The sequence below is a fragment of the Ostreiculturibacter nitratireducens genome, from assembly GCF_032670585.1.
GTDB classification, from domain to species: Bacteria; Pseudomonadota; Alphaproteobacteria; order Rhodobacterales; family Rhodobacteraceae; genus Ostreiculturibacter; species Ostreiculturibacter nitratireducens.
On sequence record NZ_JAVQHL010000003.1, the window covers coordinates 1 to 14,469 of the forward strand.

At 62.1% G+C, this 14,469-nt stretch carries 7 protein-coding genes and 1 pseudogene; 7 read left to right on the forward strand and 1 reads right to left on the reverse strand.

What is annotated here, in order from left to right:
- A pseudogene (locus ABCN56_RS14245) lies at window positions 1-90 on the reverse strand (IS6 family transposase); the annotation flags it as partial.
- Between the two features lie 836 nt (window positions 91-926).
- Here ABCN56_RS14245 and ABCN56_RS14250 point away from each other — a divergent pair.
- From ABCN56_RS14250 to ABCN56_RS14280, 7 genes are all read left to right on the forward strand, one after another.
- Entirely contained in the window at window positions 927-1,130 is a 204-nt protein-coding gene (locus tag ABCN56_RS14250) for a helix-turn-helix transcriptional regulator (protein ID WP_343081500.1), read from the forward strand.
- 157 nt (window positions 1,131-1,287) lie between these two features.
- Window positions 1,288-2,175, forward strand: a complete 888-nt coding sequence (locus tag ABCN56_RS14255) for a BrxR family helix-turn-helix transcriptional regulator (protein ID WP_343081962.1) — start codon at window positions 1,288-1,290, stop codon at window positions 2,173-2,175.
- Window positions 2,176-2,235: 60 nt separating this feature from the next.
- The gene (locus ABCN56_RS14260) at window positions 2,236-4,167 is read left to right on the forward strand and encodes a GmrSD restriction endonuclease domain-containing protein (protein ID WP_343081501.1); all 1,932 of its coding nucleotides are present in this window, start codon (window positions 2,236-2,238) and stop codon (window positions 4,165-4,167) included.
- An 83-nt stretch (window positions 4,168-4,250) separates the two neighbouring features.
- Window positions 4,251-7,763 carry a helicase-related protein gene (locus tag ABCN56_RS14265; protein ID WP_343081502.1) on the forward strand — a complete coding sequence of 1,171 codons (3,513 nt, stop codon included), beginning with the start codon at window positions 4,251-4,253 and terminating at the stop codon, window positions 7,761-7,763.
- The gene (locus ABCN56_RS14270) at window positions 7,760-8,242 is read left to right on the forward strand and encodes a hypothetical protein (protein ID WP_343081503.1); all 483 of its coding nucleotides are present in this window, start codon (window positions 7,760-7,762) and stop codon (window positions 8,240-8,242) included. Before ABCN56_RS14265 ends, ABCN56_RS14270 begins: the two co-directional genes overlap by 4 nt.
- Window positions 8,243-8,245: 3 nt before the next feature.
- Window positions 8,246-11,161 (forward strand): DUF1156 domain-containing protein, encoded by a 2,916-nt coding sequence (locus tag ABCN56_RS14275; protein WP_343081504.1) that lies wholly within the window; start codon window positions 8,246-8,248, stop codon window positions 11,159-11,161.
- An 11-nt stretch (window positions 11,162-11,172) separates the two neighbouring features.
- Window positions 11,173-14,469 (forward strand): DUF499 domain-containing protein, encoded by a 3,297-nt coding sequence (locus ABCN56_RS14280; protein WP_343081505.1) that lies wholly within the window; start codon window positions 11,173-11,175, stop codon window positions 14,467-14,469.

Here is a 14,469-nt window from a genome sequence, read left to right on the forward strand (position 1 = left end):
CGAGAGCGGGAACCGGACATACATCATCACCGCCAGGCGGATGATCTCGGGGCTGGTCTTGAACCACTTGAACGGGCTGGCTTTGGTCATGCCGAGACGCTACCGAGCCCCCTGCCCCGCCTCAAGCCTGGTTTCTTTGACAGTACCATCTTGGTTGCAAGTTGATAAGGGGGACGCTGCACTGGTGTTGGAAGCCACTGCGTAGTGCCATTGTATCATGGCACGACTTATCCTCTCATAACATATCTTCGATACCGTCGAGCTTCGCCAGAGCAAACTCGCCGGGCTCATTGCTCGTTGGGCAACTTGTAAGTTGATCGGCTTCCGCCACCGCTACGCGCTGGCCTGTTCTGTCACCTCTCCCTTCGCCTCCTGCTTTTTCGTTCTCTGTTCCGCTCGATAGCGATGGAAACAGCGCGCGCAGTTTTGGCGTTGTTGAAACTCAGGTCATTGGAAAAGCGTGGAAAAATCCGACCGAACCGAAATCGGCGAGGTTCGCCCTAACAGAGACGGAGCGCCGTTCAGAGCCCGGAACGGGCCTGGCGCGCAGTCTCAGAGGTTCGGATGGGGGAGGCAAAGCCCTTTGAAAACACGACTATTTCCGCGCTGCGATAGGCGCCTGTCCGTGTTTGCAACAGGGATGATGGCGGAGGGAGTGAGTCATCGAAAATCTCGGCTCAGCGTTCCGCAGGCAGGATCTGGTAGAGCAGCACCAGTGCCCTCGTCACGGCGCGATTGTTAATCGTTTTCTCTCGCCTACTGCCGTGCGTATCTCCCTCGGAAGAGCGTGCTGACCACCTCACGGCAAGTCCGTCGACGGACTCGCCTGAACGCGCACAATCGCGCAACCAACTGACTTGCCTCGCACTTTCTTTCACGCCTTCGTTTCGACGCAACCACACCGAGTTGCTCAGATGGAGGAAAACATGAAACGCAATTGCATGACTCAGAAGGAACTCGCCAACCGCTGGACCATCTCGCACCGCACCCTGGAACGGTGGCGGTGGGCGGGAGAAGGCCCCGCGTACATGAAGCTGGGCGGGCGTGTCGTGTACCGCGTCTGCGATATCGAGGCGTTCGAGCAAGAGGTCATTCAATCGACGGCTGAACAGCAGATCACGGCGTCCTGACGCCATCCCCGACCTCCCCGCCGCAAGTCACGCTCCAAAGCTCTGATTTGCGATGCATTTCGATTGCACCACCTTCCCGGCTCGACTAGCCTCGTCTCAGGCCCAGTAAATGGGCGCGCATAGTTATCGTGCGCATCGCCCGAGCCGGGAGAGCGTGATGGAAAACGACAGGTCGGAACTCCGCTGGGGCGTCGAGCAGCGCCTCGAGTTCATAGAGTTCCGCCTGTTCTGGGAGGGACATGTGAACCGCAGCGATCTGATGGACCAGTTCGGGGTCTCGGTGAACCAGGCGTCCACCGACCTGAACCGCTACATCGGCTTCGCACCGGACAACATGGTCTACGACAAGAGTGCGCGCACCTACGTCCGCGGCTCCGACTTCAAGCCGCAGTTTCTCGAACCCGACGCCAGCCGCTATCTCGCGCAACTGCGGTCGGTCGCCGACGGGATCCTCGACCGCGACGACGCGTGGATCGCCAACCTCCCGCCCTACGCTGCCGCCCCTACGCCGGTTCGTGGGGTCAATCCGGCAACTCTTCGTTCCATCGTGAGCGCCATCCGCGTGTCCGAGGCGATCGAGGTGAAGTACCAGTCGCTGTCCAGCCCCGAGCCGCGCTGGCGCTGGATCGCCCCGCATGCCATCGCGTTCGACGGGTTCCGCTGGCACACGCGGGCGTTCTGCCTAACCGATGATTGTTTCAAGGATTTCCTTCTCTCCCGGATCCTCGAAATCCGCGGTTCGCGCGAAAGCAAAGCATCCGCCGACGATGATCGCGACTGGCAATCCGAGGTGACGCTGGAAGTCGGGCCTCATCCAGATCTCTCCGAAACGCAGGCGAAGGTGATCGCGCTCGACTACGGGATGCGGGGCGGCAAGGCGAAGATCAAGGTGAGGCGTGCGCTCCTCTACTATGCGCTCAAGCGGCTTGGACTCGATACTGCTCCCGAGGCGCGTGCGCCCCACGATCAACAAATTGTCCTCATCAATCGCGATGAGATCATTAGCGGAATGAAGGCACGCGGTGCTCGGGAGAGCACGGCATGAGAGGGTCGATCTGGAAACGCAATGTCTTTGGCCGCGAACTGATCAGTTCATTTGAGGAGTGTGCCATTGGGTAAGCAAGCCGCATTCAAGACGAACCCGGTCAGCCTGGAAGAACTCCTGCGCCAGTGCGGCAACGGCAAGATCCAGTTGCCAGACTTCCAGCGTAGCTGGGTCTGGGACGAGGAACGCATCAAAGGTCTGATCGCGTCGATCTCGCAGGCCTTTCCGGTCGGCGCTCTGATGACCCTTGAGGTCAAGCCGGGCGCAGCGGACACATTCGCCCGTCGACCGATCCAAGGTGCCGATGCGGCTGTTTTCGATAGCGCACCGGATCAGCTCTTGCTGGATGGCCAGCAGCGCATGACGTCTCTCTACCAGACCTGTCTGCGCCGCGAGGTGGTGCACACGGTGACCCCGCGTCTCAAGCTCGTGAAGCGCTGGTTCTACATCGACATGCGCAAATCGATGGACCCTTCCGAGGACCGGGAGAACGCAATTGTCTCCGTCCCAGAGGATCGGCGGATCAAATCCGACTTCGACCGCAAGGTTGAATTAGACCTTTCGACTGCGGAGCTCGAATACGAAAACCTGATGTTCCCGCTCAACCAGGTATTCGACTCGATGAACTGGATGATGGGATTCTGGACCTACTGGACCCAAAAGGGCGAGTTGGAAAAGACCGAGTTCTTCAAGGCGTTCAACGAAAGCGTTCTTCAGAACTTCAAATCTTACCAGCTGCCCGTGATCGCACTGAGCCCCGACACCTCGCACGAGGCCGTTTGTCTGGTCTTCGAGAAGGTGAACACTGGAGGCAAGCCACTCGACGCGTTCGAACTGGTGACAGCAATGTATGCGGCCCGCGGCCATCGCTTGCGCGACGACTGGCTCGGCGCTGACGGTAAGCCGGGACTGCAGACCAGGCTCCAACTCTACGGCCGCGCAGCTGAGCAGAAGTTCGGGGTCCTCGAGAAAGTCGCCGCGACCGACGTGCTTCAAGCCATTGCGCTTCTGCACGGCGTCGAAAAGCGCGCGGCTGAAATCGCTGCCGGTCGCAAGGAGTCAGAGTTGTCAGCCGTCCGCGCCACGCGCCAGTCGCTGCTCGATCTGCCACTCGAAGCCTACCTAAAACATCGCGGCGCGGTCGAGGAAGGATTCAAGACGGCGGCACGTTTCCTCCGCCAGAACCACATCTACCGTGTTCTCGACCTGCCCTATCAGGGACAACTTGTCCCCTTCGCCGCGATCCTCGCGATGATCGGCCCCAAGTTCGATCACGCGGCAGTGCGCGACCAACTCGCGCGCTGGTTCTGGTGCGGAATCTTCGGCGAACTCTACGGCTCGGCCATCGAGTCCCGGTTTGCCAAGGATGTACTGGAGGTTCCTGCTTGGCTCGACGGCGGACCGGAACCGAGCACGATTACCGACGGGCGCTTCCGCCCAGAGAGGTTGCGCACCCTCCGCACGCGTCTCTCCGCCGCCTACAAGGGCATCCACGCCCTGTTGATGGCCGAAGGCGCGCGGGATCTCCGCTCGGGCCAGCACTTCAAGGACACGGTGTTCTTCGACGAATATGTCGATATCCACCACATCTTCCCGCAAGACTGGTGCAAGAAGCAGAAGATCGAGCCTAAGGTCTTCGACACCGTCATCAACAAGACCCCGCTCAGCTACAAGACGAACCGAATTCTCGGGGGCGTCGCGCCATCGGTCTACCTGGAGCGGCTCGAGACGGGCGGGAAGGACACGCCACCCATCTCTCGCGACGCACTCGACGAATATCTGGCTTCGCACGCCATGGATCCCGCCCTCCTGCGCGCCGATGATTTCGCGGGCTTTATGGCGGATCGGGAATCCCGGCTGCTCGCCATGATCTCGCGCGCCACCGGCCACGCCATTACCCGCGCCGATGCCACACCCGAGGAGGGCGAGGACCTTCCGCAGGATGACGAGGGTTTCGACCTGCCAGATCCCGATGCAGAGGAGGCCGCCTGAATGGATGTCATTCACAAGCGTCCCGTCCTTCGCGACCATCGGCTCGAAACCCGACTGCTGCCAAAGTTCTGCGAGGTTGCCTCGTGACCAAGCTCGAAGACATCAGGAATGGAGCGTCGATTACTGGCGTGGTCCCGCACCAAACCGTCGAAGCAGTTTCGGTCGAATGGATAGGCGATCAGGCGATCAACCTCGTGTATCGGGTGCCCGGCGGGAGCGTTTCGGAGACCACCCTATATCGTGATGACGAGCACCGTCTCTCGGTGGAGCAGCGAGGTCGAGCTTGGTCCTTCGATGCAGACGGAAGTCTCCTGCGGCTGGTCACCGAAGCGAACCGGATCAAGCTCGCACACTATTTCGATCCCTATCTGGCTATCCACACGAGCCTGGTCGATCCGCTTCCGCATCAGATCACGGCCGTCTACGGCGAAATGCTGCCAAGGCAGCCGCTCCGCTTCCTGCTTGCCGACGACCCGGGAGCGGGCAAGACGATCATGGCAGGCCTGCTGATCAAGGAGCTCATCGCGCGCAGCGATCTCGAGCGCTGCCTCGTTGTCGCGCCCGGCAGTCTTGTCGAGCAGTGGCAGGACGAACTTGGGGACAAGTTCTCGCTCGAGTTCGACATCCTTTCCCGCGACATGATTGAGACCTCGCGGTCCGGTAACGTCTTCAATGACCGGAACCGCTTGATCGCTCGCCTCGATGTCCTCTCGCGGAACGAGGATCTCCAGCAGAAGCTCGCGTCCTCCACGGAATGGGATCTGATAATTTGTGACGAAGCTCACCGTATGTCGGCGAGCTACTTCGGCGGAGATGTCAAATACACCAAGCGCTACCAGCTGGGACAACAGCTTGGCCAGGTCTGCCGGCATCTGCTGCTGATGTCCGCCACGCCGCACAATGGCAAGGAGGAGGACTTCCAGCTCTTCATGGCGCTGCTCGACGGCGACCGCTTCGAGGGCCGTTTCCGTGACGGCGTCCACTATGCGGACAGCGCCGACATGATGCGCCGCCTGACGAAGGAAGAACTGCTGAAGTTCGATGGTAGACCGCTGTTCCCTGAGCGTCGGGCCTACACGGTCAAGTACGATCTCTCTCCCGAGGAGGCTGCGCTCTACAGCGCTGTCACCGAGTACGTTCGAACCGAAATGAACCGGGTCCAGCGGTTCGCCGAGCAAGACGGCAAGAAGCGCAACAATGTCGGCTTCGCACTCCAGATTCTTCAGCGTCGTCTCGCATCATCCCCTGCCGCGATCTACCAGTCCCTGAAACGCCGACGGGAACGGCTCGAGGCGGAACTCGCCGAAGCCAGGCTCGCGCGCAAGGGTGGACGCGCTGCTTTCGGCCAGCCGGACGTCTCGGACGAGATGCTAAAGAACATTGATGAGTATGGGCAGGATGAAGTCGACGAGATTGAAGACCTGATCTCAACCGGTGCCACGACGGCCGAAACCGTCGAGCAGCTCGAAATCGAGGTCCAGACCCTCAAGGGGCTGGAGATCATGGCGCTCGACGTCCTGCGCTCGGGCAAGGACACCAAGTGGACCCAGCTCGACCGTATTCTCGACGATGAACTCATGATCGACAGCGACGGAAACCGCCGAAAGCTGATCATCTTCACCGAGCCCAAGGACACATTGCACTACCTGCTGGAGAAGATCCGTGCACGGCTCGGGAAACCGGACGCCGTCGAGGTCATCCATGGCGGCGTCACGCGGGAGGAGCGTCGCAAGGTCGTCGAGCGTTTCATGCAGGATCGGGACATGCTGGTCCTGATCGCGAACGATGCTGCAGGCGAAGGCGTGAACCTTCAGCGCGGACATTTGATGGTCAACTACGACCTGCCGTGGAACCCCAACAAGATCGAGCAGCGGTTCGGGCGGATTCACCGGATTGGCCAGACTGAGGTATGCCATCTCTGGAACCTCGTTGCCGCGGACACCCGTGAAGGCGAGGTGTACGCGCGACTTCTCGAGAAGCTCGAAGCGGCTCGGGAGGCCTTGGGGGGCCGCGTCTACGACGTGCTGGGTGAACTGTTCGAGGGAACGGCGCTGCGCGATCTGCTCGTGCAGGCTATCCAGTATGGCGAGCAGGAAGACGTGAAGGCCAAGCTGTTCCAGGCCATCGATGGCGCAGTCGATCAACAGCATCTCCTGGATCTGCTTCAGCGCCGACAGCTGACCAACGACACGATGCCTGCGACCCGCGTTCATGAGTTGCGGATCGAGATGGAACGGGCCGAGGCGCAGCGTCTCCAACCCCATCACATCCAGAGCTTCTTCGTCGAGGCGTTCAAGCACCTCGGCGGCCAGATCAAGCGCCGCGAGGAAGGGCGTTGGGAAATTACGCACGTCCCGCTCAGCATCCGGGAGCGTGATCGACAGATCGGCAGCGGCGCACCGATCCAGAAGAAGTACGAGCGCATCTGCTTCGAGAAGAGCAAGATCAACCAGCAGCCTGTCGCGGCCTTCGTCTGCCCGGGCCACCCGCTGCTCGAGGCTGTGATCAGCCTCGTGCGTGAACAGTACGACCACCTCATGAAGCGCGGGGCTATCCTGGTCGATGACACCGATCCGGGCGAGGAGATTGCGGCGCTGTTCCTGCTCGAGCACAGCGTTCAGGACGGTCGCCCCACGGCGACGGGCAAGCCTCACATCGTCTCAGAGCGCTTGCAGTTCGCTGCGATCGACCGGAACGGCGCCGCGACCAATGCCGGCATCGCACCCCACCTGAACCTTCGCCCGGCGCGCCCCGAAGAGATTGCGCGCGTCGAGGATCTGCTGCAGGCTGACTGGCTGCGCACCGACCTCGAAAAGACCGCCGTCCGTTTCGCCACGGTCGAGCTCGCCCAGAAGCATGTCGCCGAGGTCAAGGCGCGTCGTATCCCCGAGATCGACAAGGTCGAGCAGGAGGTTAAGGCGCGCCTCAAGAAGGAGATCAACTACTGGGACGCGCGCGCCTTCGAGCTGAAGGAGGAAGAGCGTGCCGGCAAGAAGACGCGGCTCAACTGGCAGAACGCCCAGCGTCGGGCCGAAGAGCTCGCCGAGCGTCTGAAGCGCCGGCTGGAGGCGCTCGATCAGGAGCGCTTCATATCCGCCCAGCCGCCCCGCGTGCGCGGCGGCATGGTCGTCATCCCGCGTGGCCTTCTGATTGCGCGCGCGCCGGCCGATGAGCTCGCCGAAACCGCGAACGGCTTCTCCGAGGATCCGGTCGCCCGGCGCAAGATCGAGATCGCGGCGATGGAGGCGGTCATGGCCGTCGAGCGCACTCTCGGGAACACGCCCACCGACGTCTCCGCCCAGAAGGTCGGCTACGACATCGCCTCCTACGACCCGAAGGCGGACCATCTGCGCTTCATCGAGGTCAAGGGCCGCATCGACGGCGCCGATACGGTGATGATCACCCGGCAGGAGGTCATCACCTCGCTCCACGAGCCCGACAAGTTCATCCTGGCCGTCGTCCAGGTCGAGAACGGCTTCGCCCGCGAGCCGCGCTATGTCCGCGGCGCCCTCGACACGCGCGAACCGCCGTTCGAGCACAATGCCATTCAGTTCAGCATCAAGAGCCTGCTCGAGCGGGCGGAGGTTCCGCGATGAAGGATTTCGCCATTCTCGCCCCCGTTCCTCTGCGCCACCTCGAAACCGGAAAAACCATCGCGGAGGAAAAGGGCTTCGTGGCATTTGGCTCCCGCAAGTGGGAACTGTTCCGCGATATCGATGAGCGCAGGGGCAGTGACCCTGTGCCCGTCGTCATCTACCCCTCGCACGAAGACGATCCAGCCAAGGTTTCCGCCATGGTTTCTTGGATCGGCTGGTACATCGGGAGCGAAGAAGCTCACAACGGACGGCATTCCCTCGGCATGGAGCATCGCCCGCCTTCGACGGAAGCGAACCCATCCGACAACAAAGGCCATTGGGCTGTCTTCTGGCACGTCCGGCAGCTCGTCCCGCTGGCGGCCTCCGACCGTTTTCCGATCTCGAAATTGCAGACCATCAAGGGCGGTTGGCGAAAGAACGCCCCGCCGCGCGGGCCCGAACTTGTTGCCGTGCCCACGTTCATCGAATTCCCGGAGTAAGCCGTGTCCCAGACCTACAAGAAGAAACTCATCGAAGTCGCCATTCCGCTCGAGGCGATCAATGCCGCCTCGGCGCGGGAGAAGTCGATCCGGCACGGGCATCCCTCCACCCTGCACCTGTGGTGGGCGCGGCGGCCTCTCGCGGCGTGCCGGGCGGTGCTGTTCGCGCAGCTGGTGGACGATCCCTCGTCGCGGGTGGACGAGCTGATGGCAGATCCGAAGCTGCACGCGCAGGCGGAGGCGGAGCTGCCGGCGCGGCTGGCGGCCTGGGAGAAGAGCAAGGCCTCGGCGCAGGGGGCGGCGGCGAATGCGCCGGAGCCGACGCTGGAGGATGTGGCGGTCGAGATCGAGCGCAAGCGGCTCTTCGCCATCATCGAGGACCTGGTGAAGTGGGAGAACTCGACCAACGAGGAGGTGCTGGAACGCGCGCGGGCCGAGATCCGGCGCAGCTGCGGCGGCGAGCTGCCCCCGGTCTATGACCCGTTCTCGGGCGGCGGATCGATCCCGCTCGAAGCGCAGCGGCTGGGCCTGCCCGCCTATGGGTCGGACCTGAATCCGGTGGCGGTGATGATCGGCAAGGCGATGATCGAGATCCCGCCGAAGTTCAAGGACATGCCCCCCATCCACCCTGGCATCAAGGAGCGCTCGTTCTACCGCAACGCCGAAGGGCTGGCCGAAGACGTGAAATATTACGGCGAATGGATGCGCGAGAAGGCGTGGCAGCGCATCGGCCATCTCTACCCCCAGGTGGACCTGCCAAAGGCGTATGGGGGCGGCAAGGCGACGGTGATCGCATGGATCTGGGCGCGAACGGTGCCGAGCCCGGACCCTGCCTTCTCGGATATGCAGGTGCCGCTGGCCTCAAATTTCTTGCTCAGTTCAAAGAAAGGCAAAGAGGTCTGGATCGAACCGATAGTGGACAAGGCCGCCAAGACAATAACCTACCGCATCAGGCGCGGTGGCACGAAAGCGGAGATCGAGGCAGCTAAGCTTGGCTCGACCGCCGGCAAGCGACAAGCCTTCCGATGTGTGGTTTCGGGTGCTGCACTTCCGTACGACTACATTCGCTCAGCAGGTCAATCCGGGAAAATGGGCACGACACTGCTGGCTGTGGTTGCGGACACAAAGAGTGGACGCGTTCATCTCGAACCCTCCGCTGAGCACTATTCAGTAGCGAACTCTGCCAAGCCGGATTGGCGCCCAGAAACACGCCTCCCAGACAATCCAAGGGATTTCAAAACCCCAAACTATGGGTTGAACAGCTTCGGCGATCTGTTCACTGACAGGCAACTCGTTGCGCTCAACACATTCTCCAGCTTGGTCGATGAGGTTCGGTCAGAGATCGAAAAACACGCATTGGCTGCGAACCTCAAACAGGGCGAGACATCCCTTCGCGAGGGCGGCATTGGAGCCAAAGCTTATGCCGAAGCAATCTGCGTGTATTTGGGTATGTCTGTCAGCAAGTTGGCTGTATTCCTCAACTCGCTCTCTCGCTGGCGGGCAGGAGAAAACAAGACTGCTCCCGCGTTCGGAAGACAGGCCATTGCAATGGTTTGGGATTTCGCGGAGGTGAACCCTTTCGCGGGCGCTGGCGGCGACTTCCAAGGCGTCGTGAATGGAACCTCTGGTGTCCTGGATCGCATTCGCGGGAGCGCCACTGGCCATCTCATCAACCATGATGCGCAAACTGTAAAGTACCCGCCGAATTCAGTGATTTCGAGCGATCCACCCTATTATGACAACATCGGATATGCTGAGCTTTCTGATTTCTTCTTCTGTTGGCTGAAGCCAATCCTCAAGCAATTCTTCCCGGAAGACTTTGCAGTACTCGCCACGCCGAAGAAGGACGAGCTCGTAGCGACACCTTATCGCCATGGCAGTTCCGAGGCTGCAGAGGCGTTCTTCCTCGACGGGATGAAACGTGCAATCTCTAATATGGCTGAGCAGTCTTCCGACGAATATCCAGCCGCAATTTACTACGCGTTCAAGCAAAGCGAGGTTGAGCAGGAAGGGATTAGTTCGACCGGTTGGGCTACTTTTTTGCAGGCTGTTGTTGAAGCTGGGTATTCCGTGGTCGGAACATGGCCGCTACGTACAGAGATGGCGACGCGCATGATTGCCTCGGGCACCAATGCCCTCGCCAATTCGGTCGTCCTCGTCTGCCACAAAAAGGACGCGACCGCCGACACAATCACCCGGGCCGAGTTCATCCGGGCGCTGAAACGCGAACTGCCCCCGGCCATCGCCGAACTTCAGGCCGCCAACATCGCTCCCGCAGACATGCCGCAATCGGCCATCGGCCCCGGCATGGGCGTCTTCTCGCGTTACACCGCCGTGCTCGAGGCCGACGACAGCCCGATGACGGTCAAGACCGCGCTGCAGTTGATCAATGCCGAGCTCGACGAATATCTCGGCGGCATCCAGGGCGAGTTCGACGCCGACACCCGCTTTGCCATCACCTGGTTCGAGCAGAACGGCATGGGCAAGGGCGACTATGGCGTGGCCGACAACCTCGCCCGCGCCCGCGGCATCTCGGTCGACAGCGCCAAACACGCCGGGATCGTCGAAAGCGCGGCGGGCAAGGTACGGCTGTTGAAGCGCGACGAGCTCGACCCCGACTGGGCGCCCGAGGAGGACGGGCATCTGACGGTCTGGGAATGCCTGCAGCACCTCGTGCGCCTGCACGAGAAGGAGGGCCTTTCGCACGACACCGCGGCGCTGCTCAAGCGCTTCGGGCCCCAGGCCGAGGCGGTGAAGGATCTGGCCTACTGCCTCTACGACATCGCCGCCAACAAGCGGCGCGAGGCGTCCGAGGCCACGGTCTACAACGCCCTGATCGCCGACTGGTCCGAGCTGAGCCAGATGGCCGCCACGGTTTCGCTGGAAGGGCGGAACCGGCAAGCACGATTTGAACTGTAAGGGTTTCCGAGATGGCCAAGTCTACCCGTCAGCATGTGTTCGAGGGCATGGAATTGCTGCCCGAGGCGCTGATCCCCTTCGTCGAGAAGCGGTTGGAAAGCTCGTTGCAGGGCCATTGGCAGGTGCAGGTGGTGGAAAAGCTGCCCGGCCTGCGCCCGGATTCGAACGGCAAGATCGTGTGGGACCAGGCGGCGCTGTTGAACGCCATGGACCGGTTCTGGATGGATGCGTTCAAGGCCGTGCTGGGCCGCGCCGAACGCTCGATCGTCAACGAACTGGTCGAGGTGCGCAACAAGCTCTCGCACAACGGCACCTTCACCTATGACGACGCCGAGCGCGCGCTCGACAGCATGCGGCGGCTGATGGAGGCGATCAGCGCCGGCGAGGTCGCGGCCGAGCTGGGCAAGATGCGCGACACGATCCTGCGGACGAAGTTCACGGAGCTGGCGCGAAACGAGGAGCGGCGGAAGACGGCGCGGCTGGATATCTCGGTCGAGACGGTGGGCGGGCTGTTGCCATGGCGGGACGTGGTGGAGCCGCACCAGGACGTGGCCACCGGTGAGTTCCAGCAGGCCGAGTTCGCGGCTGACCTCGCCAAGGTGCACAACGGCAGCGCGCCGTCGGAATACCGCAACCCGCGCGAGTTCTTCGCCCGGACCTACCTGACCGAGGGGCTGAGCACTCTGCTGGTCGGCGCGGCCAAGCGGCTGAGCGGCGGCGGCGGCGATCCGGTCGTCGAGTTGCAGACCAACTTCGGCGGCGGCAAGACGCACTCGATGCTGGCGCTCTACCACATGGTGGGCGGCACGCCGGTGGAGGACCTGCCGGGGCTCGACCAGCTGATGTCGCGGAACGGTCTGGCGGTGCCAGGCAAGGTCAACCGGGCGGTGCTGGTCGGAACGTCACGCGGGCCGCAGGACGTGATCTCGCTAGAGGGCGGCCGGAAGATCCGCACGACCTGGGGCGAACTGGCATGGCAGCTGGGCGGCGCCGAGGCGCTCGAGATGCTGGCCGAGAACGACGAACGCGGGATCGCGCCCGGGTCGAACCTGCTGGAGGCGCTGTTCAAGAAGTACGCGCCCGCGCTGATCCTGATTGATGAATGGGTCGCCTACCTGCGCCAGATCTACAAGGTGGAGGGTCTGCCGTCCGGATCGTTCGACGCGAACCTGTCCTTCGTCCAGTCGCTGACCGAGGCGGTGAAGGCCAGCCCCGGCGTGCTGCTGGTGGCCTCGCTGCCCGCCTCGCAGATCGAGGTCGGCGGCGAAGGCGGACAGGAAGCGTTAGCGCGACTGAAGCAGACTTTCAGCCGCGTTGAGTCGTCATGGCGCCCTGCCAGCCAGGAGGAAAGCTACGAAATCGTTCGCCGCCGCCTGTTCAAGGAAATCCCCGGCGACAAGTTCCATCACCGCGACAATACGCTGAAGCAGTTCGCCAAGCTCTACCGGGAGAACGCGAACGATTTCCCCAATGGCTGCTCCGACGAGGATTACCGGCGCAAGCTGGAAAAGGCCTACCCCATTCATCCGGAGCTGTTCGACCAACTCTACACCAGCTGGGGCTCGCTCGAAAAATTCCAGCGCACGCGCGGGGTGCTGCGCCTAATGGCGCAGGTGATCCACGAACTCTGGATGGGCAGCGATCCGTCAGTGATGATCATGCCTGGGAGCGTCGCGATCAGCTCGGCGCGTGTCGAGCCCGAGCTACTGCACTATCTCGACTCCAGCTGGCAATCGATCATCGCGGGCGACGTCGATGGTGTGACGTCGACGCCGTACAAGATCGATCAGTCGGCTCCGAACCTGAACCGCTACTCCGCGACGCGCCGCGTTGCGCGCGCGGTGTTCATGGGAACGGCCCCGACACATGGACAGGAGAACAAGGGGCTCGACGACAAGCAGATCAACCTCGGTGTCGTACAGCCTGGTGAACGCCCCGCCATCTTCGGTGATGCGCTGCGCCGGCTCGCGAACCAGGCCAAGTTCATGCACAGCGACCTTGGACGATACTGGTACTCGATGTCCGCCAGCCTAAACCGGCTGGCCGCCGACCGCGCCGCCCAGTTCGAGGAGGCGCTTGTCCTCCACGAGATCGACAAGGCGCTCAGCGGCTACATCAACGGCCTCGCAGATCGCGGTCACTTCGACACCGTTCAGGTCGCCCCTGGCAGCTCGGCCGATATCCCCGACGAGCCCGGTGGGGTGCGCGCGGTGGTTCTGGGCGTGGCACACCCTCACACCGGCCGGGAGGGATCAGAGGCCCTGGCGGAGGCCAAGGACGTCATGATGCAGCGCGGCAGTACGCCGCGCGTCTACCGGAACATGCTGGTCTTCCTCGCCGCCGAGCAACGCCAGCTGGACAATCTCAAAGCCGCCCAGCGTGCTGCTCTGGCATGGGCCGAGATTGTTCGAGAAACGAAACGGCTCAACCTGACCCAGAGCGACAGCGCGCTGGCGGAAGCGAAACTGAAAGAGGCAACCGAGACCCTGAAGACACGGATGAAAGAAGCCTGGTGCTATCTGATCTATCCGGTTCAGGAGAGCGCCCAATCCGATGTGGAGTGGATGTCGGCAAAGGTTCCCGCGCAGGACGGGCTGCTCGCTCGCGCCAGCAAGAAACTGGTGAGCGATCAAGGGATCTGGCCCGAGCTTGGCCCTGACAACCTCAACCGTCAGCTGGAGAAGTACATCTGGAACGGTAAGCCGCATCTGCATCTCAAGGATCTCTGGGAGTATCTGAACCGGTACACCTACCTTCCGCGCGTCAAAAACAGGGCCGTTCTCTCGAAGGCGGTGCACGCTTCCGTCAGCGGGATGCTGCCTGGCCCCTTCGCCTATGCAGAGCGCTGGGACGAGGCCAAGGGGTCCTATGTCGGTCTCGCAATTTCAGGAGCCTCGAGCGCTCAAGTCGTGATCGACAATGAATCGGTCATTATCAAGCCGGATGTGGCGGAGCAGTACCGACAAAAGCAAACCGCAGTGGCACCAGCCGAGGGCCCAGCACCCGCCGTAACACATGGTCCGGAAACGACTGAGCAACCCGCCTCTGGCACACCGGTAGCTACACCGATCGAGCAAAAGCCCACCCGTTTTCACGGGACGGTAATGATCTCTCCCGAGAGACCGGCGCGCGATATCCACCAGATCGTCGAAGCGATCATCGAGCAGCTGACCACGCTGCCTGGTGCTGATGTCTCCATCAAGCTTGAGATCGACGCAGAGGTGTCTTCTGGCCTTGATCGCGCAAAGGTCAGAACGCTGGTCGAGAACGCGACGACGCTCGGGTTCATCGACAAGGCTGTCAAATAG

Bases quoted from the DNA above. Each gene is read 5' to 3' on its own strand.
- ABCN56_RS14250 (WP_343081500.1), top strand. From the start codon at position 927: ATGAAACGCAATTGCATGACTCAGAAGGAACTCGCCAACCGCTGGACC.
- ABCN56_RS14255 (WP_343081962.1), top strand. From the start codon at position 1,288: ATGGAAAACGACAGGTCGGAACTCCGCTGGGGCGTCGAGCAGCGCCTC.
- ABCN56_RS14270 (WP_343081503.1), top strand. From the start codon at position 7,760: ATGAAGGATTTCGCCATTCTCGCCCCCGTTCCTCTGCGCCACCTCGAA.
- ABCN56_RS14280 (WP_343081505.1), top strand. From the start codon at position 11,173: ATGGCCAAGTCTACCCGTCAGCATGTGTTCGAGGGCATGGAATTGCTG.